Genomic DNA, 26,906 nt, shown 5'->3' on the forward strand with positions numbered 1-26,906 from the left:
AAGAATCGGGCCCTGAAACAACTCAAGTCCCTGGGATACGAGGTCCACATCACCCCAGCAATTGCCTAACCCACCATCGTTTTCCTAGCAGATCCGGCCCCAACCCTCCGGCTCACCGAGAAGGCGGCGTCCCTCCGCCCAGCCCTCCACCGCCCGGCCCTCCACCGGGCGCCGAACCCGCGGTGGGCGTGGTGGCGGTGTCGACACGGACGGCGAGCGACACCTGGTAGCCCGACGTGGCATCCCCGGTCACCGTCGCCAGCTGCGACGCTCCCCCGTCGTCGCTAAAGACGTTGTCGTCGGTCAGAGACACCTGCGACAGGTTCGCGGTGGACCCCGAATACTCGGAGAGCGCGTAGACCGTCTTGCTGACGTCCGCGGGCACGGCGACCTGCGAGGTGGCGATCGCGTTGCTCGCATCCGTGATCCCATCGACCGTCGGGTACACCTCGAAGTGGATGTGCGGCCAGCGCCCCGTGTAGCAGGCCGGGAAGACCGAAGTGAACGAGACGGTGCCCGAACCGTCGGCGACCTGCACCCCGCGCAGGTAAGTTTCGTTCTCGATGCCGGAGGAGTACATCGAGTACCCGCCGGCGCTGTCGCAGTGCCAGACGTAGACGGCGGCATCCGTGAACGGGGCGTCGTTGCTGGCCATGTCGAGGACGGTCAGCGAGAGAGTCATCGGCACACCGGATGCCGTCGTGCCTCCGTCGAGACTGGACCGGATGTCGCTGCGGACGACGCCGGACTGCTCCAGCACGTTGACGCCATTGGAGCCGTCGCCGGGATAGGGCCCGGCGGTCTCGTCGGGGATCTCGCCTGCGCTGGTAGCGGCCGTCGACCCGGCCGAGTTGCCGCCGGCGGTGCCGGTCGAGCAGGCGGCGAGCGCGACGATGCCGACGCCCAGGCCCAGCAGGGTCAGGACGCGGCGGCGGCTGACCAGGGTGTGGAGGTCGAAGGCGACGCCCTGGTCGACGACCTCTTCGTCGGCCCGGTCGAGCAGCCGGCCCTCGTAGGGAGGACCCGCAGGGGTCAGATCTGGTTCGGGTATGCGACTCATGGTTACCTCTTCGACGTCGGACTCGTTCCGATGAAGTCCAGCATCGGCGACGTCTTTATGGATCGCCTATGAACTCCCTACGAGGCCACCCGGGAGCACCAACGCGGGAGAGGAGCGCCCGTACGAGCGTTCCCGCTCACTGGAGGAGCGCCAGCGACGAAGTGGAGGGAACCCCCAATGCGGGTGAAGGCGGCTGTCGAACCTCGCGTCCTAAACTGGCGGGCAGCCGCTCGTCCACCAGCAACCGGAGACCATGCCTGCTCGCGCTTCCCGGACCGTCGCCCTCTCTTTCGTGGGCATCCTGGTCGTCGGCGTCGGGATGGTGCTCCTCTGGCCCACGCCCGTCGACCGGGTGCTGCACAGTTCGCTGAACCCTCTACTCGATGGGCTCCGGGCCGCAGGCTTCCCGAGCATTTTTCGTTACGGCGTGCTGGAGTTCGCCGCCAACGCCGCGCTGTTCCTTGCTCTCGGTTTCGTGCTCGCCCTATTCATGCCGCAGGGCCGCCGGTGGATGGCGCCGACCCTGTGCGTGGCCGGCTCCTTCGCCGCCGAATTCACCCAGCTGGTGTTTCGCCCTGGCCGGCAGGCCGATCCGACCGATGTTCTCGCGAACTCGATCGGCGGGCTGGTCGGTACCGTCCTGGTGATTGCGATGCTTCGGCGGCGGGAACGGCAGAGCCACGGGAGGCATACAGCGCGCTGACCGCGCGCCGTTGTGTCGCGTTACTGCGCAGGTCGCAGGTACGCTCCGAGCGCCTCACGCGCATCCCGCGGCACGAAGCCGGTCGCCTCGATCTTCGCCAGGTCCAGCACGCTGTTCGTGGGTCGCGGGGCGAGGTCCTTCCCTGCCCCGTACTCGGCTGCGGACACACCGGTGACCGCATCGCGTCCGACACCGGCGATCTCGAAGACCTCGCGGGCGATATCGGCCCAGCTCTGTACCGGGCCTTCGTTGCTGAGGTTGTAGGTTCCGAAGGGCGCTTCCGTCTCCACCAGGTGACGGATGCCTGCGGCCAGGTCCTCGGCGAAGGTCAGCCGCCCGTACTGGTCGTCGACGACGCTCGGGCGGATCCCGCGCTGGGCGAGGGACTCCATCGTGCGGACGAAGTTGTTACCTTCGCCGATGACCCAGCTGGTCCGGACGACGTAGTGCCGCGGAACCGTACCTACGAGGGCGTCGGCTGCTGCCTTCGTCTGCCCGTACACGCCGAGGGGGCTGAACGCTTCCGTCTCGGGGTGGGTCTCCGCCGTGCCGTCGAACACGTAGTCGCTCGACACGTGCACGAGGGTGAGCCGGTGCTCGGTCGCGATCCGGGCGAGCCTCGCCGTGGCGTCGACGTTGACCGCCCACGCAGCTCGCCGACCTTCCGGCGTCTCGGCGGTGTCGACGGCGGTGTACGCGGCCGCGTTGATGACGGTGTCGTAGCTCGCCCACGGCACCGACTCGAAGTCGGCCGGATTGGTGAGGTCGAGCGTGGAGCGGGTGACAACGTCTGCACCAGGCAGCGCCCGGCGGAGCGCGGTTCCGAGCTGTCCGCCGCCAATCACGAGCGTCTTGAGCCGTGGGATGGGCACGACGTCGCCGAGGCGCGGGTGCGCGCGGTCCTTCGCCGAGGTCTCGGCATCCTCGAGTGCGATCGGCCACTCAATAGCCGCCGACTCGTCGGCGAGGTTGACGAACGCGTAGGACGCATCCGGCGACCAGTGGTCGTTGACGAGGTAGGTGTAGGCAGTGTCGGCCTCGAGGGTCTGGTAGCCGTTCGCCACGCCCCGGGGCACGAAGACGGCGGACGACGCATCGATCTCGATCGTGAAGGTGGCGCCGAAACTCGGCCCCTCGCGCAGATCGACCCAGGCGCCGAAGATCCGGCCGGTGGCGACGGAGACGTATTTGTCCCACGGCTCGGCGTGCAGTCCGCGGGTGGTGCCGATCGCGTCGTTGTAGGAAATGTTGTTCTGTACCGGCCCGAAGTCGGGAAGCCCCAGCTCCAGCATCTTGGCGCGCTGCCAGTTCTCCTTGAACCATCCCCGGTTGTCGCCGTGGACGGGGAGGTCCACCACCAGCAGCCCGGGGATGCCGGTCTTCGTCACAGTCAGGGGCTTGCCGGTTTCAATCACAGGGTGGAGAACTTTCTACTGGTTGGTGAGCTGGTACTTGGCTTCGGTGGCCTGCTTCTGCGGCAGCCACCACTCGCGGTTGTCGGAGTACCAGGCGATCGTCGCTTCGAGTCCCTGCTCGAAGTCGGAGAAGGCGGGGAGCCAGCCGAGTTCGGTGCGGAGCTTCGACGAGTCGATGGCGTACCGGCGGTCGTGTCCGGGGCGATCGACGACGTGCTCGTAGGCGTCGCGCGGCTTGCCCAGGTGCTCGAGGATGAGTTCGACGACCTCTTTGTTGTTGCGCTCGCCGTCGGCGCCGATGAGGTAGGTTTCGCCGATCGCTCCGCGTTCGAGGATCGCGAGAACGGCGGAGGAGTGGTCTTCGGCGTGGATCCAGTCACGCACGTTGAGCCCGTCGCCGTAGAGCTTCGGGGTGGTTCCCATGAGCACGTTCGTGATCTGGCGCGGGATGAACTTCTCCACGTGCTGGTACGGCCCGTAGTTGTTCGAGCAGTTGCTGATCGTCGCCTGCAGGCCGAAGCTGCGCACCCAGGCGCGGACGAGCAGGTCGGATGCTGCCTTCGTCGACGAGTAGGGGCTGGACGGGTTGTACGGGGTCTCTTCGGTGAACCGGGCCGGGTCGTCGAGTTCCAGGTCGCCGTAGACCTCATCGGTCGAGATGTGGTGGAACCGGGTGCCTGTGCGCCGGGCGGCCTCGATCAGCGTGTAGGTGCCGATGACATTGGTGGTGAGGAACGGGGCCGGGTCGTTGAGGGAGTTGTCGTTGTGCGACTCGGCGGCGTAGTGCACGACGGCGTCGTGGCTCTCCACAAGCGGGTTCACGACTGCAGCGTCGGCGATGTCACCCTCGACGAGTTCGAATCGGTCGGCGGGGAGCCCCTCGAGGGAGGCGCGGTTGCCGGCGTAGGTCAGCTTGTCGAGCACCGTCACCGAGTAGTCGGTGTTGCTGAGCACGTAGTGCACGAAGTTCGATCCGATGAACCCGGCGCCGCCTGTAACGAGGATATTTTTCATAGTTCTAATGCCTTTGCTGTCTGCCACAACACCTGCGGCGAAAGTCGTCGAGCCCCGAAAGCGAGCCTACCGCAGGCGCTGATTGGCCGAAAATTGCCTACCTGCACCTTGGCGCGCGTTTCCGAGGTGCGAGTTTTCAGACGGAAAGGGTCAGCGCACGCCTGAAGAGGGCCACGGCCGAATCAACGGCCGGGCGCAGCTCGCTCACCGAGCGCTCGTAGACGTCCGAAGGTCGCCGGTATGGGTCGATGACGTCATCATCATCTAGCGCACCGGCGGGGCTCACCATTCCACGCATCGCGGCGACGACGCCCGCCGTCTCGGCAAGCCGACCGGAGACATCGTCGAGTGGCAGCGCTGCGACGTGAGCAAGGTCGTCGTCGGTGACCTCTGCGGCGATCCGCGCGAATTCGCGGATCGTGAACGTGCGGCGAACGGCTCGCGGAGACAACTCTGCGACCGCCCTGCGGTGATCCCGCGACATGGCGAAGATCAGTTGGGCATCGTCGATCAATCGAGTGTTCAGCTCCCGGGCCACATGCTCTGCACTGTCGGCCACTCCGAGCCTGACGGCCAGCGCCGCCGACTGCGCGTCCATCGGTGAACCGACCATTCCCATGGTCCCGGCACTTGAGACTCGCACATCAGCGAGATCGGCGAGTGCCATCCGCAGAAGCTGCTCCGCGAGCGGGGATCGACAGATGTTGCCGGAGCACACAGTAAGAATGGAAAAGTCTGGCATTATCGCTCCGCTATGAGTCGGGTTCGGGACCGACGCAATCCAAGTTTCCCACACCAACAGCGACGCACTTCCTAGCCGCCGGGCGACGAAGACTGATACTCCGACAGCGTGTCGTCTCGGAAGTGCTGTTGCAGAACAGCGAGCTGGTCCCAGTCGACGTTGACCACCGATTGGCTCCCCTCCATGCCCGTTCCCCTGGTCGGCATGGTGAAGAATGCCACGTCCTCCATACGGATGTCACGAAGCTCCAGCCCGAGACCGGCCGCGTATGCGGAGGTGAAACCGGCATCGAGGGTGACAAACGGCGCGATCGACGACACCAGGTTACTGATGGTCATTGGGTTGGTGAGTGTTTCAGCGCTGAGGATCTCGCTCATCACACCCCTGATGAAGGCTTGCTGGTTGCGCACCCGCTGGTAATCGCCGTCAGTGAAGGCATAACGCTCGCGCACAAAGGCAAGTGCCTCTTCGCCCGTCAGGGTACTCAACCCCTCGGCGAAGACTTTTCCCTCCAGGTGATACGAGTCAAACGCCACCGGGTTGTTAACTTCAACGCCGTGCAGAGCATCGGTGATGCCTTTGAACCCCTCGAAGTCGACGATCGCGACCCGATCGATCCGGGAGCCGATGAGACCCTCGATGGTCTGAACGGCGAGTGGCACTCCCCCGAAAGCGAGGGCGGCATTCATTTTCGCTTTGCCGTGACCGGGAATGTCGACCCAACTGTCGCGCATGATTGACATGACCTGCACACTGTCGCGGTTCGCGGAGATGTGCACGACCATCATCGTGTCGGAGCGTGTTCCTCCGACATCGTCGATGTCGTCGGCGAGGGCGCCTCGGCTGTCCGATCCCATCAGCAGGATGTTCTGGGAGGTGGTCGCCGACACCACCGGGCGGGTTGCCTCCTCGGGAAACACTTCGCTGACGGCCACCTTCTTCGCGCTGTCGAAGGTGCTCGACAAATTCGCCGTATAAGAACCGATCACTCCGGCTGCCCCCACGAGCAACGTCGTGATGATGGCCACGACAATGACAAGAAGGGTGAGGAGGGCATTGCGCAGGTGATGGCCAGGGGGCGGCGTGTGGAACTCGGGGACGAACATCTGGCCGCCTCTGCGTCAGTCGGCGCGGCTCGGCATACGAAAGGTAGATGCCCCGAGCCGCGTGATGCGGCCCCCTCGTTGGTTGTGTTGGATCACCGCCCGCCCTGGGCAGCTTCAATCAGGGTCGACGACCCTCCGACAGACGCTTCTCGCGACGCTCGGCTATTTTCAGCAGGTTCACTATGATGAAGCCCACCGCCGAAAGAAGGGCGGTGTAGGTGCCACGCTCAAGAGTTGTGCGTACGGAATCGGCACTGACCGCCGCTCGAGCGCGGTCGCCGTGACCGTGCCGAAAATGGATCGCAGAAAGCGCCATTGCTGCTCCTCTGTCGGTGAGACTTGGTAAACTGAGCATATCTCACGAACCCCGTCAGAAACCCGATGTACCCCGTATTGGGGACCAGTACGGAGCGTGCGAATAGGCTGTCGATGGCCTTCAGCAGCGGTCCTCAAGTTCTCAGCCAGTACCCAGTGCTTTTGCAATGGAGGAGGCGTAGCCTGTAGGCATCGAGCGATGGCATTCGTTGACTTGTCCGAATCCCGCCGTACTCGCGTAGACAAATCCCCCCAGGACTGCCTGCGAAGAGGAAAAGAGGGCCCCGGCGATAGCCGAGACCCTCTTTTTTATTAAGTGGCCGCGCTCAGGATTGCAGCGCCGGCGCAGCTGGCTTTGGCATCCCCGTGCGACCGTGCTTGCGGGCGAGGGCGGGCCGCTCCACGACCAGACAGCTGAGGAACGCCAGCGGCGCCGTGAGAACCAGGCTCAAGGCGATGAACCCGGCCACAGGCATCCCGGTGCCGAGCGTGACGAGAGCCAGCAGCTGTTGCACCGGCCAGCCGTAGATGTAAATGCCGTAGGACATGTCGTACCGCGCCCCGACCCGGTGCAACGGCAGAACAGCGCTGAGCCGCAAGAGAAGTAATACGAACGGCAGGGCGGCGAAGGCTGCAGCAAACCCGACAAGCACGGATGCGACGATCACGAGGATGCAGGCGACCAACACCGGCCAACTGACGTCGATCGCACGACGGAACAAAAAGGCGAGCGACCCTGCGAAGAATGCCACGAAGAGCGGGAACACCGCGCCCGCCGACGGGCCGACCGTCAGCACCCCAGCCGTCGTCAGCACGACGAGAACCGTGGCAGCTCCGAACATCGCGACGACGAACACGCGCACCCACCTCTTCGGCAAGACGCTGACGAGCACCCCGACGAGGAGATAGCAGCACGCTTCCCAGAACAGCGTCCACAGAGGCCCGTTCCAGTAACCAGTGATCGGCACGCCGAGCAGCGTCGACTCGATGCCCTTCTGAGAGAGGAACTGCGCCGAGAGCGGCAGGTTGGTGAGCACATAGGTGACCGCGCTCGGTATCGAGTACGAGGCACCCGGCCGCAACAGCACCGAGAGGGGTGCAAACACGAACGCGACGACGAGGATGCAGACGAGGAAGGCGGGAAGAATCCGGAGTGCGCGGTTCCGATAATACGTCCCCGCGGACCTCGCCGAGAGTCGGCTGCGGGTGATGAGAAAACCGGAAATGCCGAAAAAACCGAGGACCGCCCAGGTGCCGAGGTCGATGCCTCCGAGCCTCGGTTGCAGCCCCGTACCGCTGAGCAGCCACGAGTGTGACACGACGACGAGCGATGCGAGCAGGAGGCGGAACGCGTTGAGCGAATTCCGCTGTGGATTGAACGTCTCGTCGAGGGTCATGTCACACCGCGCGGGTCAGCGTCGTCCGAGACCGATATAGCGCCACCCTGCTCCGCGCCAGGCGGCGACGTCGAGGCAGTTGCGTCCATCGACGACGATGGTGCCGTCGACGACGGAGGCCAGTTCTACAGGGTCAAGCGACCGATACTCGTTCCATTCGGTCACCACGACGACGATGTCAGCGCCCTTGAGCGCTTCAGCTGTGGAGCCGAAGGCCAGCTGCGGGTGCTTGAGCTTCGAGTTCGCGATCGCCTCGGGGTCGGTGGCGACGACGTGGGCGCCCAGCCCGTGCAGGCGCACGGCGACGTCGAGCGCGGGCGAATCACGAATATCGTCGCTGTTGGGCTTGAACGCCAGACCGAGTACGGCGACCTTTTTCTGGAATGCACTGCCGCCGAGCGCGTCGACGACGAGCTCGACGACACGGTCGCGGCGGCGCAGGTTGATCGCGTCGACCTCCTTGAGAAAGGCGACGGATTCTCCGCGGCCGAGTTCCTCGGCGCGGGCAGTGAAAGCGCGAATGTCTTTCGGAAGGCACCCGCCACCGAAGCCGACGCCGGCGTTGAGGAATTTGCGTCCGATGCGGGCGTCGTAGCCAATGGCATCAGCCAGCTCGGTGACGTCGGCCCCAGCGACTTCAGCGATCTCGGCCATAGCATTGATGAAGGAAATCTTGGTGGCGAGAAAAGCGTTTGCCGCCACCTTCACGAGTTCAGACGTGGCGTAATCCGTGACGACGAGGGGAGTGTCGGCGGCGATGGCCTGCGCGTACACCTCGTTAAGGATCGCGACGGCGCGCCTGGCTTCTTGGCGCGAAGCTCCCCCTCCGCCGCTGGCTGGAGGGAGCGAAGCGACCGAAGCCGAGGGATCCTCTCGCCGAACCCCATAAACCAGCCGGTCCGGAGAAATGGTGTCCTTCACGGCGTACCCCTCGCGAAGGAACTCTGGGTTCCAGGCAAGCTGAGCACCGGTTGGTTCGATGATCGCAGCGAGGCGCTCGGCGGTGCCGACGGGCACCGTCGACTTACCGACTACGAGGTCGCCCGGCGCAAGATGCGGCAACAGTCCCTCGATGGCAGCGTCAACATAGCTCAGGTCGGCGCCGGTGCCGCTCTTCTGCTGGGGAGTTCCCACCGCGACGAAGTGGACTACGCTGCCCGCCACGTCCGCCATGTCGGAGCTGAAGCGCAAAGACCCCGCTTCGATTCCGGCGATCAGCAGCTCAGGTAGGTCGGGCTCGAAGAACGGCGCCTTGCCCTGAGAGAGTGAGTCGATCTTCGCCCTGTCGACATCAATGCCGATGACGTCATGACCGAGCTGGGCCATAGAGGCTGCGTGGACGGCGCCAAGGTACCCACAGCCGATTACGGAGATTTTCATTGTTCTTCCAAACTATGGCCCCTGCAGGCGGCATACGCGCGAAGAAGGCCCCAGGCCAGAGCCTGGGACCTTCTTCGGTGATCAGTGTTCAGAGATCCGCTTTGTCGGGTTGCGAGTCTCTTAGTCCTGCGAGAGACGCTGGCGACGAACGAGCGTCATGACAGCGATGAGGCCTGCACCGAGGGCGAGTGCGCCACCGGCGGTCCAGAGAGCGAGAACCGGAACTTCGCTACCGGTGTCCGGGAGGTTGCCGCTACCGGCGTCGGATGCCGGAACCGTCAGGCTGGCGGTACCGATGTTGCCGTCTACGTCAGTGCCAGTGATCGAGTAGGTGCCTGACGCGTTCTCGGGCAGTGTCACGTCGAGCTCGATCGAGCCGTCAGCGTTGGACTTCTTCTCGAAAGAGGTGGTGGTTGCGGCCTTGAAGGCACCGAGGGTGACAACGCTGTTGCCAGAGACGGTGAACGAGACGTTGGACGATCCGGAGAACGCGTTCGGTCCGAAGACGATGGTAACGCTCTGACCGGGGACGATCGGGCCGACGACGGTGCCGTTGGAGTTGGGACCGTAAGCGTTGGCTGCTGCTGGTACGGCGAAGAACGCCATCGTTGCGAGCGCAAGCGTCGCGAGTACTTTTTTGAACATGGTTATAGACCCCCAGGACTATGGTTTTGTCGATCCGACATTGGCGTGTCTAGAACGACACGCTCCTACCATAGGGGAAAGTCGCAACTTAACGTTAGTTTCGATGTTTCGTGACGGTTAATTACGGGAGTCTGTTGGGTGTCCACTTCGCCCTGGAATGGTTGCTCTCCGAGGAAACCGAACTGTACCGTCGTGCTCTCGCCTGGGGCGAGTTCAATAGCAATTTGGCTCACCTGATACCCACCGTCAGTTGCCGGGAGATGAGGCACAGCTACTCCATCCCGCGCCACGCCTAGGTTCTGGAGTTCCGGAGTGCCGTAGACGTTGACTAACGTCTTGATGTTTCCGGGCGTTACTCCAAACGCCCCGCCCCCGGTCACGTACTCCGGGAACGTGGTCGGCGCGTCCACGGGTGCCGTGTTCGTCAAGGTCACCGAAACCCCGTAATGAGGCCGGCCATCCGCCCGGCATGTGGTCTGCCCATCTGCCACTTGAACGTCGAGGTAAAAGTCCATTTTCGACGCCGTGGCGTCGTTGAGGTACACACCGAACGGCTGTACCGCGTTGGTCTTCTGCGGAAGCGCCCCTGCGAGGGTTGTGCCCAAGAGTTCAACCTGTTCGGCTTCGACAGCACTCCAGAGGCTGATGCGGCGCTCTTCCCCACCCCTCGCGAGCGCAGCGATGAGTTTCACCGGGTCCAGATCGCCGCTCGCTACCTTGTCGAAGACCGCGGATGCCGCCGCTGCAAAGAAGAGGTCTTGCTGCGCTGGCTCGCTATAGCGGACGTAGACGTCGCGCAGGAGGAGGCTGACTGCGGTCTCAGCCGACAGTAAGTCCCCGGTGAGAAGCGTGATCGGCCCAGTGGCTTCAAGCAGGTAGGCCAATGCGACCGGATCGACGGAGAGCACTCCGCTGACTTCGGTGCCGTACTTTTGCTTCCACATTTCTCGCGCGAGCTGCGCAGATAGTGGGAACCGCGGCGTGAGGTTCACGTTCTGCATGAACTCGCCGGTGATGTCGCCGTAAAGCCCCCGGGTCTCGTCGGACAGAGGAAGCACCGGTTCGTCGAATCGAGCGAAACCAGAAGCAGCAGCCTGCTGACCTAGGTCGATACGCCCGGCTTCGGTGTGCAGCAGGGCGAGCGCCCCGGGAATACCCCCACTGGCCCGCAATTCGGCGGGGTTCTGGAAAAGAAGAAGAAAGTCCCGCGGCCCAGATGCTCCGAGCATGTCGGGAACAAGAACGACCGCTGTGCGGACGGCGTGCACGGGATCGGCGAGTGCAGCAAGCTGTTCGGCGAGTTGGAGCTTCGCGTTGCGAACCTGAACAATCGTGGAATCGGTGTCGATGCCGGACATCGTCGACTGTGCCTCGTCGATTGCCGACGCAGCGCGTTCGACCACCGGGCGGGCATCAATCAGCGGCTGGACATCGAGCGCGCCACCAGCGGGTTTGAAATCGGCAACCTCGATGGAGGCGGCGAGCTCGGTCAACGGACCCACGGCATCGTTAGAGAGGTTATCGACGACAGCGGCCAGTTCACGGAACGCCGTGAGGTTCGGCCCCACCAATGGCAGGAACTCAGCGATCCGCCATAACAGATCGCTGGTAAGCGACGCGGCTGTTGCGGCGTGGTTGTCGAGAGCCGCGGCCGTAGTCCCGATCTTGTCGGTCTCTTGAGCGATGACCTGGTCTTTCAGGGCCGAAGCTAGCGGAACCGCCGCTTCGATCTCGCTCTTCGCCATTAGGCCCCGCACGCCCACCCATGCGACAAAAGCGATGAGCACCAGAGCGAAAGCACTCACAACCCAAATTCGGGTTCGACTTTTTTCCGCTCGCCGTCCCTTCTGGCGACCGTGCTTCGGGGGTGTCATGCCTTCATCCAATTCGATGCCTCGACGTCTGCAATCGACGGCGATTAGTCGCGGATCGTGTCGACGTGCTCGCGGTACCAGTCGACGGTCAACTTCATCCCGTCTTCGAGGTTGATCTGCGCGGTCCAGCCGGCATCGGCAAGCTTCGAAACGTCCAGAAGCTTCTGCGGCGTTCCGTCAGGCTTCGTCGTGTCCCATTCCGTGACGCCGGTGAAGCCGACGACGCGGGAAATTGTCTCGGCGATCTCCTTGATGGTGACGTCACTTCCGGTGCCGACGTTGACTTGCTCCGGCCCGTCGTAGTGCTCCATGAGGTGGAGGCACGCAGCAGCCATGTCGTCGACGTGCAAGAACTCGCGACGAGGCGACCCGGTACCCCAGTTCGTCACGGTCTCGGCGCCCGACTTCACAGCCTCGTCATATCGCCGGATGAGGGCGGGCAGCACGTGCGAGCCCTTCGGCGAGAAGTTGTCGCCCGGGCCATAGAGGTTCGTCGGCATGGCCGAGATCCACGGCAGCCCATACTGCCGCCGCACGGCCTGCACCTGCAGGATGCCGGCGATCTTCGCGATCGCGTAGGCATCGTTCGTAGGCTCGAGGTGCCCGGTGAGCATGTACTCCTCTTTGATCGGCTGCGGAGCAAGCTTGGGGTAAATGCAACTCGAGCCGAGGAACAGTAGCCGCTCGACGCCGGCAGCGACCGCCGCGTCGAGCACGTTGGTCTGGATCTGCAGGTTCTCGCTGAGAAAGTCCACTGGGTAGGTGTCGTTCGCGAGAATCCCGCCGACCTTCGCCGCCGCGAGCACGACGTACCGGGGCTTGGTCTCAGCGAAGAAGTCGAAGACCGCCTGGCGGTTCTTCAGATCCAGTTCGGAGGAGCCGCGCCCGACCAGCCCGGTGAAGCCCTCTTTCTGCAGAAGGCGCCAGATGGCGGAGCCGACGAGGCCGCGGTGGCCGGCGACGTAGAACGTCGCGTCGCGCTGGAGTTCCCCGGGCGTGAAGTCTACGTTCTCGGCGGGCATTACTTCGTTCCCCAGCTCGTCAGCTTCGGGGCGTCGATCCAGTGTGTGCCGTCGTGCTTGAGTGCTTCGACGTCGGCGTCGACCATGATCCGGGCGAGCTCCGCGGTGTCGACCTCAGGAACCCAACCCAGCACGTCTTTCGCTTTAGACGCGTCGCCGACGAGGGCGTCGACTTCGGTCGGCCGGAGGTAACGTTCGTCGAAGCGCACGTGCTGTTCCCAGTCGAGTCCGGCCCGCGTGAACGAGGCCTCGACGAAGTCGCGCACGGTGAAGCTTCCGCCGGTCGCGAGCACGAAGTCGTCGGGCTCATCAGCTTGGAGCATGCGCCACATACCTTCAACGTATTCGGCGGCATATCCCCAGTCACGCACGGAGTCGAGGTTACCGAGGTAGACGACGTCCTGCTTGCCGGCGGCGATCGCGGCGACGGCGCGGGTGATCTTGCGGGTCACGAACGTTTCTCCGCGGCGGGGCGACTCGTGGTTGAACAGGATGCCGTTGACCGCGAACATGTCGTAGGCCTCGCGGTAGTTCTTGGTGATCCAGTAGCTGTACACCTTCGCGGCGCCGTACGGCGAACGCGGGTAGAACGGGGTCTCTTCGTTCTGCGGCGGCGGGGTGGCGCCGAACATCTCGGAGCTGGACGCCTGGTAGAAACGGCAGTGGATGCCGGACATCCGCACGGCTTCAAGCAAGCGGATTGTGCCGGTCCCGGTTGTGTCGGCGGTGTGCTCCGGCTCGTCGAACGAGACGCGTACGTGCGACTGCGCGGCGAGGTTGTAGACCTCGTCCGGCTGGATTTCACTGAGCAGGGTGACCATACGAGCGCCGTCACTGAGGTCACCGTAGTGCAGGAACAGTTTGGCCGTGGGGTCGTGCGGGTCAACGTAGAGATGGTTGATGCGCGAGGTGTTGAAGGTCGAGGCGCGGCGGATGAGACCGTGAACTTCATAGCCTTTGGAGAGCAGCAGCTCCGCCAGGTAGGAGCCGTCCTGGCCGGTGATTCCGGTAATCAGTGCTCGTTTGGTCACGCTGTTCCCCCTTGGGTGTCGGGCAGGCGCGCGCCGGCAGGGCGAGCTCGCTTCTCTGCCAGGCTTCTCAACCACTCAGCATACTGATCGATTGCGGCTTCTTCGCCGAGCACATCCTCCCGGTACCGCAACCCATTGCCTCCGAACCAGCGGCACCGCTCGGAATCTCTGCCGAGCGACAGAGCTTCCCGCACCAGCGCTTCAGGGTCTCCGGCTTGGATGATGACCCCGCCTTGCGCCGAGTTGACTTCACTTGCGGTCGCCCCATGAGCATCGGTCGCTGCAAGCACTGGGCGCCCGGTGCTGAAATATGAGGTGAGCTTGCTGGGGACGGCCATCTCCGAGACGCCCGGCTTCTCGTTCACAAGAAGGATGTCGGCAGACGCCAGCGCCGCTTGGAACCCGCCGTCGTCGAGGGAATCGATAAACTGGAGTCGCTGAATTCCCTGCCCTTTCTTTTCGAGGTGTTCCCTGCGGCTTCCGTTCCCGAGAAGAACGAAGCGCAGAGGCAGTTCGCGCTCGTCAGCGAGACGGGCTGCTTCGACGACGTTTCCGAGTCCCTGCTTCGCGCCCATGTTTCCGGCGTGCAGAACGACGGTTTCATCCGCGGACCATCCGTGCCGCGCCCGAACCTTTACTATGTCCGGTGCGGGTGCGGGCTCAAGGTGCGTCCAGTTGCGCACGATCTGAACGCGCTCCGGGTCTACGCCGAGCGTGTCGGTGATGTACGACGAGAAACGCGAGTGGATGACAACCACGCCGGTCGCCGCGCGGAGTGTCGCAGATTCAACTGCCTTCATCACTCTGGCCACCGTCCCCCCACCTGCGCCGGTCTCTGTGACACCGAGACTGTAGATGTCTTGCACCCAGACGACGATCGCAGGATTCCGTCGACTGAGACGGGCGCGGATGGTGGCGATTGCCGTCGCGAAGAGAGCGGGCGACACCAGCACCACCACATCGGGTTTTCCCCAGCGGGCGAACGCAAGGCGGAGGCCGAAGGTGATTTCCGACAGCAGCCGGCGGATGCCGTCCGGCTTGCTCGGCATGTAATGAAGGAAGCGCGTGACGGCAATTTCATCGATATCCTCGCGCCTCGTCCACTGTCCGTAACCTTGCCGAAACTCCCATTCGGGATAGTGAGGATGCGCCGTATAGACACGCACAGGGAGCCCGCGTTTACGCAAGCCACGAGCGAAAGAACCCAAGTACGGGGAGATGCCTGTCGGCTCGGGCGGATAATTCAGCCCTAGAATTGCAATGCGAGGAGTCGACACCATGTGGCGAGACTATTCGATTAACGCTGTGAACAACGTACGGGGGATACGGTGAATCAGAACCTGCCGCTCGACTCCGAAGAGATCCCAGTCATAAATTTGGCGGAAGCACCAGGACAACGGGAAGCGTGGGACCGCCCGCGAGCCATCGTTTACCTTTGGGCGATCTGTGAACTCCTTTTCGTTACCAATTCCTGGCAAATCAGCTCAGCCCTGCGTGTCTGGGTTCTAAGGAAATTCGGGGCTCAGATCGGTCAAGGAGTTATTTTCCGTCCGCGCACCCGTGTGAAGTTTCCGTGGAAGCTTCACATTGGAGACCGTTCCTGGATAGGCGAAGGTGTGTGGTTTCACAATCAGGATCACATCTACATCGGTCACGATGTCGTCGTCTCGCAGGAGACTTTTCTTACCACGGGAAGCCACGCGCACAGGCGTGACATGGCGTTGATTACCAGGCCGGTTCACGTCGGACCTGGTGCCTGGATCACAAGTAGATGCATTGTTCTCGGCGGCTCAGTGGTCGGGCGTTCAGCGATAGTGCAGCCGGGGACCGTTGTGTCCGGCCAAGTCATCCCTCAGAACACGATCTTCGGTTCAGGACCGGCCACCCTACGCGGCACACGCTTCGCCCATCGCACATCTGCCCAAACGCAGGGGAGAAACAGTTGACCGCCAACCGAGGTATCCCGGTGACGGTGATGGTACAAACCAAGAACGAAGAGGTTGGGCTTCGGGCGTGCCTCGCCGGACTCCGAGACTTCGACGAGGTGGTTGTGATCGATTCGAACAGCACCGATGCCACTGTGGACATCGCTCAAGGGATGGATGCCACTGTCGTTAATTTCACCTGGAACGGCAAGTACCCGAAGAAGAAGCAGTGGCAACTCCAGAACGTCGAAACCAAGCATGCCTGGGTGCTCTTTATGGACGCTGACGAGACTCCATCGACTGAACTCATTAATGAGCTTCGAAGCCTTCATTTGGAGCGGCCGACGACGGCGGCAGCCTATGACATTCGCCTGGATTATGTATTCGCTGGACGGGTTTTGCGACATGGTCACCGGGTGGTGAAACGTGCACTCGTCCACCGTGACCGGGTTCGATTTCCGATTGTGGACGACCTCGATGCCCCCGGCATGGGGGAATTGGAGGGGCACTACCAACCTGAGGCGAGCGGACCGGTCAAGTCCCTCCGAGGCCGAATAACCCACGACGACAAGGATCCAGTCAGAACTTGGTTCGATCGACACAACCGATATTCCGACTGGGAGGCATTTCTGCGGTTGAGGCCGGACTCTCGCGAGGAGATCGCGCAAAGGCGCTCCAAACAGGGCAAACTTTTCGACCTCGTTCCGTTCAAACCCGCGATATTCTTCGGTTACTCCTTCATCATGAGGGCTGGTTTCCTTGACGGAAGAGCAGGACTAGATTACGCGTTAGCCCTCTCGATGTACTACTGGCAAATCGGGCTGAAGACTAGGGAATTGGACAGAAACACCCGCCTAAGTTGTGTGCTCGGAAAGTCCGAGTCACCGTGAAGGTGGTCCAGATCGTCAACACTTTGGGACTCTCGGATGGCGGCCCGGCGCGCAACTCATTTGAACTCAACCTGGCACTCAACCGGCTTGGGGTCGTCGACGCGGATCTCGTTTGGATCAACGGTCATCTCAACGACTCAGTCGTCATGGGCTATCCGGGACGCCTCCCCACGCCTGGCCCGCGCAAGCTCGGCCTGCGCGGATCCACCCGGGGTCGGGCGATCGCGCTCGGGAATCTTATCCGCGCCATTCGGCGCGCGGACGTCGTAATCTTGCATGGTTACTTCCTCGCGTGGGTGCCTGTGGTAGCTGCTATCTGTCGCGTCAACGCAGTCCCGTTCGTCATTACCCCTCATGGGTCACTTACTTCTCACCAGGCGAAAGCTGCCCGGCTCAAGAAGCAGATATTCGAAGTGATCGTGGGATCACACGTCCGCAGGTGGTGCGCCCAATTCGTGACAGGGTCACCAATAGAGGCGCAAGAGCTTCTGCAGGCGTTCCCTGAAGCGAGCGTCGGAGTCGGGGGCGTCGGTACTTCGCTTCCCTCCCTGCCTGAGAGGTCGGTGGCCGCGTCCTCTGGCATGTCGCTCCTGTCACTCTCCCGAATCGCGCCGAAGAAGCGGATCGATCTGATGATTGACGCGATGAGGGCGCTCAAGGATTTGGGCCATGACGCAGAGCTCGTGATCGCGGGCGTGGGCGACGCACGCTTGACTGACGAGCTCCGCCGTCAGTCTCAGAGGTTAGGGGTCGACCGATCAGTGAGGTTCGTCGGTCAGGTCCATGGGGATGCCAAAGAACGGCTATTTGCAGGAGCGGATATCTTCCTGCTACCAAGCGATGACGAAAACTTTGGCATTGGCCTTGCCGAGGCGCTGGCGCACGGTCTCCCCTGCATCACCAGCGATCGCGTGGCGGCTGCCGAAGCAATGTCATCCGCTACTGGTCGCGTGCTGTCTACCCCGACAGGGGAATCCATCGCTCAAGCTGTGCTCGAGCTCCACGAAGGATCAAACTTGGGTATTGCTAGAATCGCGGCAAGGCGCGATGCCGAGCGTGAGTTTTCGTGGGACTCTGTTGCCCTCAAGTGGGAGCGGCAGCTTCTTGAGGCGACGCGGAAATAGTGATGAGTTGGTCAGAGCGGTTTTCTCGGCGCCGATCTGCTCCAGTCAGACCGAAGCGCTCCAAGTTTGATTTTCGCCTGGTTTCGGACAGATACCGCGACCATCAAACATCTGTCCAGCTTTTGAGCGAACCCGCTGAGGTTGAGACGTTCGGTCCGAATTCGATGAAGGAGTTCGGGAACCAGATGCCCGTGCTTCTCCGAAACCCCACCCCCCAGATAGCCGATGAGCAGCGAGCGCTCTTCGAACGGCCGACTTGCTAGACCGATTCTCAAGATCAAATCAAAATCGCCAGCGAGGCCAAATCCGAGAGAATAACCGCCGATTGCGTGGAAAGCGTCATTCTTAAACCACGTCGCCTGATGGCAGTGCGACTGCAGCCCGAGCGCATGCCGCCACCACAAATGGGGCATGTTCGGGATTTCCCTGCCTGGACCCTGCCCGCCCGCCATGTTCTGTGCGCCGGCAACCATCCAAACATTACCTGCGTGGTCCGCACGGTCAAGGGCAGCTAGCGTCGTCGCTAGCGAGGTCGACTTGGTGAAAACATCTCCTGCATTCAAAAAATGCAACCATTCTCCGTTCGCTAGCTTGGCACCCTTATTCATCGCGTCATAGATGCCTTCATCGGGCTCTGTAACGATCCGGGAGATCACTCGGCTTGCCTTGGCCACCTCCACGGTTGTGTCGCGAGACTGCCCGTCTACGACTATCACTTCACAGCGATCGAGAGCAGCTGCAGGCTGTGTCTCAATCGACGCGAGAGTCGCAGGGAGGAATTCACTAGCGTTGAACGTTGCAATGACAATCGTCAACAACGGCCGCGCCGTTTCGTCAGCCAAGCGCTACCTCCCAGCCTTGACGAGACTCTAAGGCCAGTTGCTGAGGGGTCATCCGGTATGTGTCCCATCGGTCCTGAAGAAATTCACTCAACTTTTCTCCCAGTTGTTGCGGTCCGGTCACTAAGGACCGCGGAGATACAACTCTCGCCAAGGCATTTGATTCATACCCAAGGACAGGTACGCCTAGGCTCAGCGCCAAGAGCACCGAGCCACTCTCAGTGACTAAACGATATGGAGCAACCACGACGTCGCAGCTTCGCATGGCTGCATGCAACTCCTCCTCAGTGGGCGCACGACCCTCCGCGGCATACTCCACATGAACTCCGAGTATTCCGAGCTGATCAGCCACGTCCGGCGCGACAGCGTCAGGCCCGGCAACGACGAGGCACCACCCGCCGCCGCTGGCACGGGCGATCTCGGGAAGATCTTCTGATCCCTTATCGGGGCGCAGTGCGCCGACGATACCAACCCGCCGCGCGCGCGGGCTAACGGCTCCTGGAGCGCCAGCCATTTCAGCTGCGAAGGAGAAGGGCGGGTGAGGAGTGACCACAACGTCGGCACCTATCGGTCTTACGAGGTCCGCCATCCACGGAGCATGCACACACACCCGGGAGTGGCGAAGAAGGCCTCTCTCTAGGAGACCCTGAAGACCCGTCCGGGGGCGAACCTGGGCGGGATTGTGATACACAAACAGGGTCTCGCCACCAAACTTGGCTCGAATAAGAAACACGACTGCATCCCACGCGTCGCGTGTCCAAACAACCACGAGGGGAGACGAAAGCGGGGCAGAGAACGCCACGCGAACAGGTCCAGTGATTCGGCGAAACACCTGCTTAGGCAGGCTGCCGCTCTTCACCGAGCCAGCGAGTTCAGCACGAATGCTGAGCTGAGTTGAAGATGGGAATCTTCGCGAATCGACCCCCCAGTAAGAAACCGGCGCACCGAGAGTGGAGATAATTCGACCTACCTCGAGGCCGTAAGGATTCAGATCGTTCGGATCGTAGATCGAGACGGTACGGTTTCCATGTACGACGCTCCCTCGGAAGTATCGCCTGCTTCGGAGAAGGCAAGGAACCACCTGACATGCCCCTACGGCGATAGCCATAGCCCAGACTGGCCCTGCGGCTCCAATTTGCGCCGACAAGTACACTGCCAGCGGAATACAAACGAGCACCATCGCGACGGATGATCCAGCCTGAAATTTCAGCAGCCTTGGAGTCGTCAATAGGTACGCCGAAGGTTGGTGCAACGCCGTGACCAGAATCAAAGCGGCGAATCCCGCAGCGACATTCCATGTCACCTCGATTTGCTGACCAGAAACGAGCCAGGCAATGGGGCGCACCAGTAGGAAGAAAAGAAGAGCGGCCGCCAGCCCTACCGCAGACATAATCACGAGGCTCTTGCTCCACAAGGGGCGTCCCTGGGTGCCGAGGCGCGCGAATGAGGGCCAAAGTGTGATACCTGCAGTAGTGATCAGCGAGACGGTTGGAGCGTAGAACTGCGCTGCCAAAGAATAGGTTGCGAGCTGATCGGCGGTTCCAACGTGCGCAAGGATCAACCTCCCACTTTGTAGAGCGAGCGGAACCGTGACCAGCATGATCATCATGGGCGCAGCAGCACGCCAAATGTGAAGTGGAGTTGATGTCGCCTCCCGTGCTTCCAGGACTGTGCGCCATCTCCAATTAGCCTGTCGAAAAGCAAGAATGAAGCAGGTAATCGATACAGCGAGGACGCCGAGCGGAGTGGCAATCGCCATCACGAGCGGTTCGGCTCCGACCATCGCGAGCGCGAGGGTCGCCAGTGTCGCAAGGACCGGCCCAATCACTGCGACAATATTCACCACGTGATTCTTCCCCTCGCCGAGAAGCATTCGTTGGCCCAAACCAAAGGGCAACGAGATTGCGAAGGGCGCTAGGCTAACGAGGATTGCCCAGCCTGACGCTTGCCCGACTGATGCCGGCAGACCTAGCAGACCGGGCCAGAGGCCCAACGCGCTCGCGATCGACAGAGCGAGGAGGAGGACCACAGAAGATGCCACCAGGGCACGGAACGCAGCCTTCACCGTCTCTCGAGCGAACTTCGAGTCTTCCGCCGTCAATTCTCGACGTGCGATCGCGGTAGAAACCGCGGCTCCCAAGCCGAGGTCGGCAAACGGGATGAGCTGGAAGAATAGGCCGATGAGCGCAATGTACCCGTACATACTCGCCCCGGCATAGGCAATAACTATCGACGTGGTAACAAAGGTAGCTAGTGCTGTGATGGGGAGCGTTCCCGCTCGGGAGAGGCCCGCAAGTCCCATGCTACGGAACGCAGACGTCAACTGAGCGCCCGCAACTCGTGGGTTTTGGAATCGACCGCAGCAAGTTCGTAAGTGCGACTCTTCACGTTCTTACCACCACCAAGTCTTAAGCCGGGGGTCTGCAACCGTATATTGTAAATCTCGTGGCCGTTCTCCGAGCTTCTTAGCTGGCACACCTCCAACGAGGGTGAACGGCGCAACGTTTCCTTTTACAACAGCGCCAGCCGCCACGACAGCGCCTTCACCGATGGTGGATCCCGGAAGGATGGTCACGCGCGGTCCGATCCAGACCCGGTCAGCGATACTTACTGGACTGTCCGTGTAGTCAAAGTCCGGCGAACGCCAATCGTGCTGCGCCGTCCAAACCTGAACCCCCGTCGAAAAGTTCACGTTCGAGCCGATTGTGAGTCCCCCGCGAGCATCGAGAATCGCTCGATCGCCGATGGAGGTGTTGGCCCCAATTCGAAGAAGCCGGGATCCGCGGACCTGAAACCCGTGGTACAGCACAGCCGTTGGGCTCACATCCGCGCCAAATGCTTTCAAGATATTGACCCGAAGACGGTGGATAGGGATGCGCGCCGCCACAGCAATGGCGACCATCTCAACGGCACCGTAGCGGCGATAGAGAAAACCAGGCAGTCTTGGCACGCGTGCTCCTTACGTGAGTTTGCGTAGTACCACACGCATGAATAGGGCTAGAGGTGGCGACGGCCTCTGCGCGGACTTCACACCGCAATCCGCCATGCCCCAGCCTAATTGGGCGAACAGGCGCAATTGACCAGAGCAGAAGGTCCGTCTCTCGAATGCGGTCCCGGAGCACTAGGGCAGTGGCCCAATCAATAGTCGGACAATACATAGGCAGAGCGGGATACCGCAATGATTTAGTAGGATGCCCGAATGCGAACCGTCAAAGTAGTGTTGGGCCCTACCGGTCGGGACTACCTCTTGAACTCGGTTCTAAATTCCCGTGCCTTCCCCCGAAGCCTTCGTTCGCGGGCTTGGAGCTGGGTGGGCCACCAAGTTCATACGAGCGCTCTAATCAACCCTACGTCGTTCCTTGGCGCGCGAACGGGGCTGACTATAGGCCCCCAAGTGTTCATCAATTACGGGTGCTTCTTTGATCTCGCGGCTCCCACGGTGATCGGGGCGCGCGCATCTCTCGGCTTCGAGGTCATGTTACTGACAAGCACACACAAAATGGGCCCTCCTTCCAAGCGGGCAGGCGATAGTGACGCGAAGTCCATCACGATCGGCGAAGGCGCCTGGATCGGGGCGAGGGCAACGATCATGCCCGGCGTGAACGTGGGCAGCGGCTGCGTCATCGCCGCAGGTAGCGTTGTGGTATCCGATTGCGAACCGGATTCGCTCTATGCCGGGATTCCCGCCGTACTTAAGCGGAGACTCGAGGATCCGTCCGACCCCTCGGCCCAGCACGATGAAGTTCTGTATGCCGACTGAGAACGGCCCGAAGCTCGTTTTGTATCATCGAGGCTCCGCCTCAGTAGGCCCCCTCGCTGGAAAGTACAGCTCGTGCGGTTCTCCAAAGGATGATCAAATCGCCTGTCATCGACCAATTTTCCACGTAGTAGAGGTCGAGGCGAACACTATCTTCCCACCCGAGGTTTGAACGGCCGCTGACTTGCCATAACCCTGTTATTCCAGGCTTCACCAGAAACCGCCTATGAACGTGTTGCTCGTAACTGGACACTTCCCTCTCAAGAGGCGGTCGTGGTCCGACGAGAGACATACTCCCTAATAGAACGTTGAATAACTGGGGCAGTTCGTCCAGGCTGAACCGTCGTAGCAACTGCCCAACCGGAGTCACACGCGGGTCGTTCCTCATCTTGAAGAGGACCTCGTTGCCTTCACCGCGGCCAAGCTTGCCTACTTCCCCAAGGCGCAGCTCAGCGTCAGAAACCATAGACCGGAATTTCAACATCTCGAAGTGATTCCCCTGCATCCCTACGCGCCTTTGCTTGAACAGGACGGGGCCAGGGGAACTCAGTTTGACCGTGGCGGCAACCACAAGGAGGAGGGGGGACAAAGCCATAAGAAGCACTCCAGACCCGAGGAGATCAAGAGCACGCTTGGCGACGATCTTTCGCCCGTCATATCTCGGAGTTTCGACGTGTATGAGCGGCAGTCCGGCCACTGGCCGAGTATGAATACGCGGGCCAGCGATGCCAGTCAAGCTGGGTGCGACAACAAGATGTTGTCTCCCCGGCTCGAGGGACCAGCTCAGTTCGCGCACGCGTTCCGGCGGCAGCTCGTCGGAACTCGTTATCACCACTGTGTCGGCGCCGGTTGCCTCGAGCGCCTCTGCCAATTTGGTCAGATCGCCGGATACGGGAATCGATAAGCCCGGCAACTGATCCCCGATAAGCCCACTCGGAACACACGCACCCACCACTTTGTAGCCAGCCTGCGGCTGACGTGCCAACTGCCTCGCGATGTGGAGAACTGAATCCTCCGATCCGACCAACAGCACTCGGGATGAATACAAGCCCTGTAGGCGTCTCACACCCAGCCACTGTCGCCAAATCCACCGAGAAAGCAACAAAACAACAACGCCTAACGGGAACGCCATCAGGATGTATCCGCGAGCGAGGTCGATTTTGAAAATGAAGGCAAGTATCGCAATGATCCCAAAAAGTCGGACACTGGCATTGGATATCAGCTTGTATTCACTGGCGCCCACCCCCACGACTCGGTCAGTGCGGGTTCCATAATTGCTCAGAGCAATCATCCACGCGACGATAATTACAACCGAAATGACGGTGTAGCTTATGGCGATGTCACCGCGGCTACCGCTAAAACCGCCTGCCGCGCTGTCTAGCCCGAGCCATGCAATTTGCACCCCGAAAACTACCCAGATCAGCACGAGCAGATCGGTTAAGACGAGCCGCGCCGCGTACGCCGACCTCCAGTCGGCGCCCCCAGCTTTCGTAGCCAACGCCGGTGGTTCTCCGGTCTTGCTGGTCATTTGTCCCCCGCCTCACGATGTCAGTGGTCGACAATGACCCGTTCCCTGAGTTTACTTGCTCCCGCCCTACTCCCTACTGTCCCCTGAAAGCCTCCTGGCGCCTCAGTAAGTCATGAATCGACCATCGCGTGGCACGATCAACTCCTCATTGTTAGCTGACTGGGAACGGATCGTTCGGTGGGAGCCAGGCGGCGCGCCCTACTTCCAGAGTGCGGTGGAGGTGGTGGGACCACTGTGATAAGTCGGACCTATTTACGCCTGCGAAACTGGGACGGGCTCATCTTCACCATAACCGTATGAGTATCCATACCGCCCATAGCCGTACGCGTCAGGGCCCCTCGTTGGGAGCATAGTCAAGACGATTCCGGAGACCGGAGCCCCAACGTTCTCAAGCGCGGTGACCGCGCCACGCAGCTGGTTTTTGTGCGTGCGGCCTGCCGCAACAACGACGATCGCACCTCCAACGCTCTTCGCGAGAATAGCGGCATCAGTAACGGGCAGAAGAGGCGGTGCGTCGAAGATTACAGCGTCGAACTCGCGATTAAAAAGCTCAATCAGATCTGCCATCGCCTTGGAGCCCAAAAGCTCGCTCGGGTTCGGCGGAATCTTGCCGGCGGGTAGCACAAACAGCTTAGACCGGCCCCACGGTTGTACTACGTCCAGCAGCTCGGCACGGCCGATGAGCACATCAGTCAATCCAACGCCGCCCTCGATACCCATGTACTCGGCAATCTTGGGGCGACGAAGATCAGCATCGATAAGGAGGACGCGCGCGCCGGAGTCAGCCAGGGATATTGCAACATTCGACGCAGTCGTGCTTTTTCCCTCGCTCTGCACCGAGGAGGTGACCACGAAAGTTCGCCCTCGCGTGCCTACTTCGAGGAAAGAGAGGTTGGTACGGAGCGTACGGAATGATTCCGCCCGAGGACTGCGCGGATCAGCGTGCACGATCAATGGGCGCTGCTTGGCCTTTGGATCGAAGGCAATTCCCCCAACGATGGGAGCATTCGTGACGAGCTCGACGTCGCGCTCGTTCCGGATGCGATTGTCGAGAACTTCTCGAAGCACGGCGGTCCCAATGCCGACCGCAAAGCCGAGGAGAGCACCGATACCCAAGTTCAGCGGAATCCGGGGGCTCTCGGGTCGTGCAGGAACTTCTGCCTGCTGCACCATCGTTAATCGAACTGGCGACGTGGCTTCCTCAGCAGTAGGCGTTTCAATTCGCTCCACTGCGACTGTCAAGCTCTCAGAAACCGCGTTCGCAACGTCTGCCGCCACTACGGGGTCAGGGTCAGTAACCACTATCTCAATGATCGTGGTGTCAATGGCCGCCGAGACCGAGACACTTCGGGCCAGCGATTCTGCGGTCGTATTCAATTCGAGGGAGGCGATGACAGGCAACAGAACGATCGGAGTCGTCGCCAAGTCGGAGTATGTCTTCACTCGCTGAACGGTGAAGTTGTTCCCTTGCGCCAGGTCGTTTGCGGTCTCTCCAGAAGATGTTGATACGAACACTTTCGAAGACGCTGCATATTGGGGGGACTGAGTCAGCGAGAAACCCGCAGCTGCAGCCACGCCAACGAGCGTCAACAAGAGGATCAGAACCCATCCTTTTCGAAGGATTCGGATATAGTCGCGAAGCTCCACTCGAGCAGCCTTCCGATCATTGAGGACCCGACCTCGCTCGCGCCCCCACTTATGTTGTCACAAGTGGAAGGTAGTTTCTTCACGCTCGCGCACTCAAGCGTTCGAGCCACCGCCACACTTGTCCCTAGCCTGCGTGACGTTTAGGGCGATTTCGGATTGTTTCGGTCAGTCTCGACACCGCGCCACTGTCCGGCTCTGATTTGACCTCAGCGCACAGCAGCACGAGCGGAACCCAGATAATCCAAGCTTGGCTGCTCAACGATATAAAATCGGTCGGCATCTCCAACCACCCGGTGACCAACAGGACGACGGCGTAACTCGCAAGAGCGAAGTGTCCGGCCTTTCCATGGGCGACCGACCGCACAATCATGAGAATGACAAGTAGGACGAATGCGACCACGCCGAGAACGCCAGCCGTAACCAAGATGTGAACTAGGAGATTGTGGCCGTGAAACGCGCCAGATCCGACCTCGTTGTTGAAGTTCTTAATGATGTGGAAGATGCCGGGACCCTGCCCTACCAAGGGACTGTCGCGCCACAAATCGAGGCTACCCGACCAAATGTAACCCCGCCCCGTAAAGCTATCGGGACGTGCGGTAGACACGATCAATGGGCTAACCAAAAGCGCTCCCGTGTACACGATAATCAAACCGAGCGGGCTAAGGGCTCGGAGTACTTCCGACTTTCCTTTGCTGAGCTTCCAAAGCCCAATCGTGAGTAGGCCAAGCGCTGCCGCGATCAGCGCGGTCCTAGAACCTGTCCAAACCAATGCAATCAAGACGATTCCGAACCCAATTCGGCATCCTTTAACATTGCGAATTAAGAGGACGAAAGGGAGACCAAATGCCAGCATCTGGCCGAGGGCATTTGGGTGGTAGAGCACCCCGGCAAGCAAAGAATTGCCAATCAAGGCCTTTGTAGTCTGTAAGTCTTGCGACCAAAGCCCTTGCGCCGGAAGAAATAGCCCTACTGCAACGCTTACGGCTGCGAGCCCAACGGTCAATGTGCCCATGAGACGCAAGGCGTTCTTAGGATGCAAGGCGCCAGCTGCGATGACTACGACCAGAGGGTAAACAAGTTGCTGGGGGCCAATCGAGCCCGCTCCATAGAGCGTCGCAATAATTTGTGCGAGCCAAGGCAAAACTAGGAGGACCATCCACCAACGAAGTCCAAACCGCGCAGTGGCTAGAAAGGCAAACAGAACGATTGCTAGGAGCGCGAACGTGAGCACGGTTCCGAGGCCAGAAGCAACCGTCGACGTCGTGATCTCGAGGTTGGCAGCAATTCGTGAGCGAGGGTTCAGCACATTCTGGGCAGCCGCAGGAACCACCGCGTAGGCGAAAAGAGCTCCCACCGTGACTGAAGCCCAATCGACGGGCGACCGACGCGATCGACCGTTTGTGGGCTCTCGCGTCACAACCGATCCGGAGGCGCTCATCTGAATAGTATGCAGGACGGATACGTGTTCGACGCGCGAGTCGTCGCCGCGACA

The 26,906-nt window shown here is 61.3% G+C and carries 23 protein-coding genes; 4 read left to right on the plus strand and 19 right to left on the minus strand.

Annotated features, from left to right (window positions below; translation table 11 throughout):
- Positions 1-112: 112 nt before the first annotated feature.
- Complete coding sequence (locus ABIE24_RS12570; protein WP_354500170.1) at positions 113-1,060, minus strand: intradiol ring-cleavage dioxygenase; 948 nt, start codon at positions 1,058-1,060, stop codon at positions 113-115.
- A 253-nt stretch (positions 1,061-1,313) separates the two neighbouring features.
- Here ABIE24_RS12570 and ABIE24_RS12575 point away from each other — a divergent pair, with 253 nt between their 5' ends.
- Positions 1,314-1,763, plus strand: coding sequence for a VanZ family protein (locus ABIE24_RS12575; RefSeq protein ID WP_354500172.1), 450 nt, complete (start codon positions 1,314-1,316; stop codon positions 1,761-1,763).
- 20 nt (positions 1,764-1,783) lie between these two features.
- Here ABIE24_RS12575 and ABIE24_RS12580 read toward each other — a convergent pair whose 3' ends face one another.
- The 12 genes from ABIE24_RS12580 to ABIE24_RS12635 all read right to left on the minus strand — a co-directional run bounded on the left by ABIE24_RS12580 (position 1,784) and on the right by ABIE24_RS12635 (position 14,984).
- A complete protein-coding gene (locus ABIE24_RS12580) occupies positions 1,784-3,178 on the minus strand; it encodes a sugar nucleotide-binding protein (protein WP_354500174.1) in 1,395 nt (464 codons plus the stop codon).
- 15 nt (positions 3,179-3,193) lie between these two features.
- Positions 3,194-4,192, minus strand: coding sequence for a dTDP-glucose 4,6-dehydratase (rfbB, locus tag ABIE24_RS12585; protein ID WP_354500176.1), 999 nt, complete (start codon positions 4,190-4,192; stop codon positions 3,194-3,196).
- A 136-nt stretch (positions 4,193-4,328) separates the two neighbouring features.
- A complete protein-coding gene (locus tag ABIE24_RS12590) occupies positions 4,329-4,934 on the minus strand; it encodes an arsenate reductase/protein-tyrosine-phosphatase family protein (protein WP_354500177.1) in 606 nt (201 codons plus the stop codon).
- Positions 4,935-5,005: 71 nt separating this feature from the next.
- Positions 5,006-6,040, minus strand: coding sequence for an LCP family protein (locus ABIE24_RS12595; protein ID WP_354500179.1), 1,035 nt, complete (start codon positions 6,038-6,040; stop codon positions 5,006-5,008).
- A gap of 118 nt (positions 6,041-6,158) precedes the next feature.
- Positions 6,159-6,356 (minus strand): hypothetical protein, encoded by a 198-nt coding sequence (locus tag ABIE24_RS12600; protein WP_354500181.1) that lies wholly within the window; start codon positions 6,354-6,356, stop codon positions 6,159-6,161.
- A 325-nt stretch (positions 6,357-6,681) separates the two neighbouring features.
- Positions 6,682-7,752, minus strand: a complete 1,071-nt coding sequence (locus ABIE24_RS12605) for an acyltransferase family protein (RefSeq protein WP_354500183.1) — start codon at positions 7,750-7,752, stop codon at positions 6,682-6,684.
- A 15-nt stretch (positions 7,753-7,767) separates the two neighbouring features.
- On the minus strand, positions 7,768-9,132 hold the full coding sequence (locus ABIE24_RS12610) for a UDP-glucose dehydrogenase family protein (RefSeq protein ID WP_354500185.1): 1,365 nt from the start codon (positions 9,130-9,132) through the stop codon (positions 7,768-7,770).
- Positions 9,133-9,252: 120 nt separating this feature from the next.
- Positions 9,253-9,777, minus strand: coding sequence for a sortase (locus ABIE24_RS12615; protein ID WP_354500187.1), 525 nt, complete (start codon positions 9,775-9,777; stop codon positions 9,253-9,255).
- A gap of 65 nt (positions 9,778-9,842) precedes the next feature.
- A complete protein-coding gene (locus ABIE24_RS12620) occupies positions 9,843-11,582 on the minus strand; it encodes a DUF4012 domain-containing protein (protein ID WP_354500189.1) in 1,740 nt (579 codons plus the stop codon).
- Between the two features lie 113 nt (positions 11,583-11,695).
- Complete coding sequence (locus tag ABIE24_RS12625; RefSeq protein ID WP_354500191.1) at positions 11,696-12,673, minus strand: GDP-L-fucose synthase family protein; 978 nt, start codon at positions 12,671-12,673, stop codon at positions 11,696-11,698.
- Entirely contained in the window at positions 12,673-13,704 is a 1,032-nt protein-coding gene (gmd, locus tag ABIE24_RS12630) for a GDP-mannose 4,6-dehydratase (RefSeq protein ID WP_354500193.1), read from the minus strand. The genes ABIE24_RS12625 and gmd overlap by 1 nt, the downstream gene beginning before the upstream one ends.
- The gene (locus tag ABIE24_RS12635) at positions 13,701-14,984 is read right to left on the minus strand and encodes a glycosyltransferase (protein WP_354500194.1); all 1,284 of its coding nucleotides are present in this window, start codon (positions 14,982-14,984) and stop codon (positions 13,701-13,703) included. The genes gmd and ABIE24_RS12635 overlap by 4 nt, the downstream gene beginning before the upstream one ends.
- A gap of 662 nt (positions 14,985-15,646) precedes the next feature.
- Between ABIE24_RS12635 and ABIE24_RS12640 the strand changes: the two genes are divergently transcribed.
- Positions 15,647-16,519: a glycosyltransferase family 2 protein gene (locus tag ABIE24_RS12640; protein WP_354500196.1), complete on the plus strand. Its 873-nt coding sequence runs from the start codon at positions 15,647-15,649 to the stop codon at positions 16,517-16,519.
- Entirely contained in the window at positions 16,516-17,643 is a 1,128-nt protein-coding gene (locus tag ABIE24_RS12645; RefSeq protein WP_354500198.1) for a glycosyltransferase, read from the plus strand. Before ABIE24_RS12640 ends, ABIE24_RS12645 begins: the two co-directional genes overlap by 4 nt.
- An 11-nt stretch (positions 17,644-17,654) precedes the next feature.
- Here the strand turns inward: ABIE24_RS12645 and ABIE24_RS12650 are convergent, their stop codons facing one another.
- The 3 genes from ABIE24_RS12650 to ABIE24_RS17680 all read right to left on the minus strand — a co-directional run bounded on the left by ABIE24_RS12650 (position 17,655) and on the right by ABIE24_RS17680 (position 21,432).
- Positions 17,655-18,485, minus strand: a complete 831-nt coding sequence (locus ABIE24_RS12650; protein ID WP_354500200.1) for a glycosyltransferase — start codon at positions 18,483-18,485, stop codon at positions 17,655-17,657.
- Positions 18,478-20,685 (minus strand): glycosyltransferase, encoded by a 2,208-nt coding sequence (locus ABIE24_RS12655; RefSeq protein WP_354500202.1) that lies wholly within the window; start codon positions 20,683-20,685, stop codon positions 18,478-18,480. The genes ABIE24_RS12650 and ABIE24_RS12655 overlap by 8 nt, the downstream gene beginning before the upstream one ends.
- A 189-nt stretch (positions 20,686-20,874) precedes the next feature.
- A complete protein-coding gene (locus tag ABIE24_RS17680; RefSeq protein WP_502916280.1) occupies positions 20,875-21,432 on the minus strand; it encodes an acyltransferase in 558 nt (185 codons plus the stop codon).
- Between the two features lie 444 nt (positions 21,433-21,876).
- Between ABIE24_RS17680 and ABIE24_RS12665 the strand changes: the two genes are divergently transcribed.
- Positions 21,877-22,242 carry an acyltransferase gene (locus ABIE24_RS12665; RefSeq protein ID WP_354500203.1) on the plus strand — a complete coding sequence of 122 codons (366 nt, stop codon included), beginning with the start codon at positions 21,877-21,879 and terminating at the stop codon, positions 22,240-22,242.
- A gap of 40 nt (positions 22,243-22,282) precedes the next feature.
- Here ABIE24_RS12665 and ABIE24_RS12670 read toward each other — a convergent pair whose 3' ends face one another.
- The 3 genes from ABIE24_RS12670 to ABIE24_RS12680 all read right to left on the minus strand — a co-directional run bounded on the left by ABIE24_RS12670 (position 22,283) and on the right by ABIE24_RS12680 (position 26,852).
- Positions 22,283-23,767 carry a sugar transferase gene (locus ABIE24_RS12670; RefSeq protein WP_354500205.1) on the minus strand — a complete coding sequence of 495 codons (1,485 nt, stop codon included), beginning with the start codon at positions 23,765-23,767 and terminating at the stop codon, positions 22,283-22,285.
- A gap of 252 nt (positions 23,768-24,019) precedes the next feature.
- On the minus strand, positions 24,020-25,414 hold the full coding sequence (locus ABIE24_RS12675; RefSeq protein WP_354500206.1) for a tyrosine-protein kinase domain-containing protein: 1,395 nt from the start codon (positions 25,412-25,414) through the stop codon (positions 24,020-24,022).
- Between the two features lie 124 nt (positions 25,415-25,538).
- Positions 25,539-26,852: an O-antigen ligase family protein gene (locus tag ABIE24_RS12680; RefSeq protein WP_354500207.1), complete on the minus strand. Its 1,314-nt coding sequence runs from the start codon at positions 26,850-26,852 to the stop codon at positions 25,539-25,541.
- Positions 26,853-26,906: the final 54 nt, after the last annotated feature.

The sequence above is a fragment of the Mycetocola sp. 2940 genome (assembly GCF_040548835.1).
Taxonomy (GTDB): Bacteria; Actinomycetota; Actinomycetes; order Actinomycetales; family Microbacteriaceae; genus Mycetocola_A.